The organism is Arthrobacter sp. SO3, from assembly GCF_020532825.1.
GTDB lineage: Bacteria > Actinomycetota > Actinomycetes > Actinomycetales > Micrococcaceae > Arthrobacter.
The window spans coordinates 1-4,365 of sequence record NZ_MQTS01000045.1 but is presented as its reverse complement, the minus strand read 5'-3'; the positions used below and the strand labels follow the sequence as shown (position 1 = coordinate 4,365).

3 protein-coding genes are annotated in these 4,365 nt (G+C 66.6%); all 3 read right to left on the bottom strand.

What is annotated here, in order from left to right; translation table 11 throughout:
- The coding region (locus BJQ90_RS05170; RefSeq protein WP_226759239.1) for a hypothetical protein at positions 1 to 186 on the bottom strand (186 nt) is incomplete at its 3' end.
- 193 nt (positions 187 to 379) lie between these two features.
- Complete coding sequence (locus BJQ90_RS05165) at positions 380 to 3,112, bottom strand: cation-translocating P-type ATPase (protein ID WP_226759238.1); 2,733 nt, start codon at positions 3,110 to 3,112, stop codon at positions 380 to 382.
- 26 nt (positions 3,113 to 3,138) lie between these two features.
- Complete coding sequence (gene ppk2 / locus BJQ90_RS05160; protein WP_226759237.1) at positions 3,139 to 3,960, bottom strand: polyphosphate kinase 2; 822 nt, start codon at positions 3,958 to 3,960, stop codon at positions 3,139 to 3,141.
- Positions 3,961 to 4,365: the final 405 nt, after the last annotated feature.

Below are 4,365 nucleotides of genomic sequence, written 5' to 3'. Positions count from 1 at the left end.
GCCGTTGATAAGCCCGCCCTCGATCAGCGGGCCAAAGGTGACCTGGTTGTTGGACGCCGGGTCGCTGCTGACGGTGGTGGTATCCGGGGCGGCGGCCTGGGCCGGCATTGAAGTGGCAGCGAAGGCGCACAATGCCAGTGCTGATCCTGCAGCGATCCGGGTAGCGGTCTTGAGGGTCTTAGTCACGTTTATCTCCAGTTAGGTAGCCGTACAGTTTCCACTCACCAAAAGGTGTCACAGAACCATTCGGACCTGCGTGGAATCCGGATGGGTTGCAGCCCTCCAACCCAGCAACGCGGGGTCACATCGCGCCCATGTTGGTGCCCGGGATGGGCGCGATGTGACCCCGCGTTGCTCTGGTCGGTGGGGTGAAACAGGGTCAGTGGGCGTGCCGGGCCCGGAGGAGGATCTTGAAGAGTTCGCCGAGGACCAGCAGCAGCCCGGCCGGAACCAGGCAGGCAAGCCCCTGTTGGCCGGTGAGCGGGACGGTGCCGAACAGGTCCTGCAGCGCCCGCATCTGGGTGATCAGCATTGAACCGACGAAGGCCCACGCGAACGCCCACAGCAGCTTCGGGTTGGACAGGGTGGAGGGCCCGAAGGCGCTCTCCGTGGGGTAGCGCAGGTTGAGGGCGACGGCGATGTTCATCAGCCCCAGGCCCACAATTCCCATGCTCTGGCCGACCTCGAGTGAACCGTAGGAGGTCTTGCCGAGTTGCACGAGGACCAGGGTCGCGGCCGCCAGGAACAGTCCGACGGCGAGCAGCCGCACCATCATCGACCGGACGATGATCGGCTGGTTGAAGGGCCGCGGCTTGCGGTCCATGATGCCCGGCGTCGCGAGGTCCAGGCCCATCACCGCGCCGATGGGCGCGACAATCGCCATGTGGATCCACAGCACCTGGGCCGGGCTGAACAGCGCCGTCCCGGCAATCGCGAAGGCGGACGATCCGATGAACGCCAAAATGAACATAAACAGGTTGGCGACCTGGATGCGGATGAACTTCTGCAGGTTGTCGTACACCAGCCGGCCCTCTTCGACGGCGGCCACGATGGTGGCGAAGTTGTCGTCGGCGAGGATCATCTTGGCCGCGCCCTTGGCGACGTCGGTGCCCGTGACGCCCATCGCGATCCCGATGTCCGCCGCCGCGATTGCCGGCGCATCGTTCACGCCGTCGCCGGTCATGGCCACGACGTGGCCTTTGCGCTTGAGGACCTCGACCAGCCGCACTTTGTGTTCGGGCGCCACGCGGGCGATCACGCCGATGCCGTCCACCTGGCTGTCGGCCTCCGCGTCGGACATCGCCGCGAACTCGGCGCCGGTGACCGCACGGCCCCTGATGCCCAGTTCCTCGGCGATCGCCGCCGCAGTCACGGCGTGGTCGCCGGTGATCATCCGGACCCGGATGCCGGCGTGTTTCGCCGTGGCGATGGCGGCCACGGCTTCGGCGCGCGGCGGGTCAACTTCACCGATCAGGGCGCTGATCTCCAGGTCCTGCATGAGCGCCATGAGGTCACCCGACGGATCGAACGACGCCGGGTCGAACTCGCGCTGTGCCAGGGCCAGGACACGCCGGCCCTGGCTGGCGATGCGGTCGTTCGCGGCGAGCACTTTCGCGCGCGATTCCTCGGTGAGGGCCTCTGCGCGGCCGCCCGGCATCCGCCCGGACGAGGACCTGCCGAGCACGACGTCGGGCGCCCCCTTCACGTACGCCCGGATGACCGGCCTGCCGTCGGAGCCCGGCATCCGGTGGAAGGTGGCCATGAACTTGTAGTCGGAGTCGAACGGTACCGATGCAACCCGCGGGTTGTTCCTGCGGAACTCCGTGACGTCCACGCCGCCCTTCTGCGCGAGCACGTACAGCGCCGCCTCCGTGGGGTCGCCAATGACCTCGCCGTCCTGGATGTCGGAGTCGTTGCACAGTGCGCACGGGAACATCACGTAGTCCAGGTCCCGTTCGGCGTCGCCGGTGGTCCGCTGGACCTGGCCGTCGAAGCTGTAGCCCTCACCGCTCACGGTGTAGTGGTGCTGGACTGTCACGATTTCCCGGACCGTCATCTGGTTCAGGGTCAGGGTGCCGGTCTTGTCGGAGTTGATGGCCGAAGTGGAGCCCAGGGTCTCGACGGCGGGCAGGACCTTCATGATGGCGTTCTTCTTGGCCATGTTGACCGAGCCGACGGACAGAATCGTGGTGACGACGGCGGGCAGCGCGTCCGGGATGGAGCCGACCGCCAGCGCGACCCCGATTCCGAAGAGCACCGCGAAGGATTCGCCCTGGGCCAGGCCCATCGCGACGATGGCGAGGAAAGCGAAGAGGGCCGCGATGATGATGAAGATGGTGAGCCGGTCCACCTGCTTGGTCAGCGGGGTCTTCTCCACTTTCTGTCCGGAGAGCATGTGGGCGATGTGGCCCACCTCCGACCCCATGCCCGTGGTGGTGACGAGGATCTCGCCGTGGCCGCGGGTGACGTTGGTGTTCATGAACGCCATGTTCAAGCGGTCTCCGATGCCGACGTCGTGCCGGCTGATGGACGCTGCATCCTTCTCGACCGCGACGCTCTCGCCGGTCAGGGCGCCCTCCTCGATCTGCAAGGTGGCCGCCAGGATGATCCGGCCGTCGGCGGGGACGCGGTCACCGGCGTCGACCACCACGATGTCGCCGGGCACAATTTGCTCGGCGGGGACCTCCGCCATGACGCCGTCGCGGCGCACCTTGGCCATCGCCTTCATCATCTTGCCCAGGGAGGCGGCAGCCTCTTCGGCCTTGCCTTCCTGGTGGTATCCCAGCCACGCGTTGAACAGCGTCAGGACGGCAAGCCCAATGGCGGTCCCGTACTCCCCGATCAACAGGCTGACCAGCGCGGCGACCACCAGCACGATCTGCATGTAATCCGCGTAGTGCTTGAAGAACCGCTTCCAGACCGGCTCCTGCTTCGCGGCGGCCAGGGCGTTCGGGCCGTACTCCTGCAGCCGTTGCTCCGCCTCGGCCGCGCTCAGGCCGCGGGCCGGGTCCACCCGCAGCTCGGTTTCGATCTCTCCGGGTGAGAGCGCGTACCAGTTCGTGTCCGCCTCGGTGGCGACTACCCCTGCTGCTGTTCCGGACTTGTCGTTCATGACGTACTCCTCATCGCGGACGCTGCTTAGAACGGGGTGGGAATTTGCCGCGGCGCCAGGGTCGGCTCGCTGTAGTCGCCGGCCTTCTGCCGCTTCGGCAGTTCGACGTCGAGCCCCGGGTACGGCTCGTAGGGCACCTGGCGCAGCAGGTGGCTGATGATGTTGAGACGGCCGCGCTTCTTGACGTCGTTGTTTGCGACGAACCAGGGCGCCCAGGCCGTGTCCGTTGCCTCGAACATGGCGTCCCTGGCCCGGGAGTAGTCGTACCACCGGCTGTAGGACTTCAAATCCATCGGCGACAGCTTCCACGTCTTGCGCGGATCGTCCATGCGGCTCTTGAGCCGCTTGGTCTGCTCGTCGGCGCTGACCTCGAGCCAGAACTTGAGCAGGATGATTCCGGAGTCGACCATTGCCTTCTCCACGAGCGGGGTCATGTTGAGGAACTTCTCGGTCTGTTCCGGGGTGCAGAAGCCCATGACGGGCTCGACGCCGGCCCGGTTGTACCAGCTGCGGTCGAAGATGACCACCTCGCCGGCCGCGGGGAAATGCGCCATATAACGCTGCAGGTACATCTGGGATTTTTCCCGGTCCGTCGGTGTGGGCAGTGCCACCACCCGGAACACGCGGGGGCTCACCCGCTCGACGATGCGTTTGATTGTGCCGCCCTTGCCGGCCGTGTCACGGCCCTCGAACACGATGCAGATCTTGGCTCCGGTGGACTTTACCCACTCCTGCAGGGCAACCAGCTCGCCCTGCAGCTTGGCCATTTCCGCCTCGTACTCCTTGCGGCGCATCTTTGTCCCGAGCTCCTCATCGGCGCTCTTCTGGTTTTTCTTCTTTTTGCCCACGTTCGGCCTCCTAGTCGGGTACTTCCTAGGGCGAATCAGGCAACCGCACCGCGACACCGACGGGACCGGCAATTTCACCCGGGGAACGGGGAACATGGAACGGGGCCGGTGCGTCGTAGGCATCCGTCACGCGCACTTCCGTGCAGCGACCTGCCTCTTCCAGTGTTGGCCCTGGCCGGAATCCGGGTCTACGGCACTAAGACCCTATCGACGCGCCAACCCGGGATGGGCGCTGGCCCCGGGACGGAGGCGCCTGGCCCCGGGACGGAGGCGCCTGGCCCCGGGACGGAGGCGAGGGGCCGGGGCTGAGGCGAGGGTTCCGGGAAGGCGACGCGCCGCCGTCGCCCTCCACCAGCAACGCGGGGTCACATCGCGCCCATGTTGGGGCCTCGGATGGGCCGGATC

Bases quoted from the DNA above. Each gene is read 5' to 3' on its own strand.
- BJQ90_RS05165 (WP_226759238.1), bottom strand. From the start codon at position 3,112: ATGAACGACAAGTCCGGAACAGCAGCAGGGGTAGTCGCCACCGAGGCG.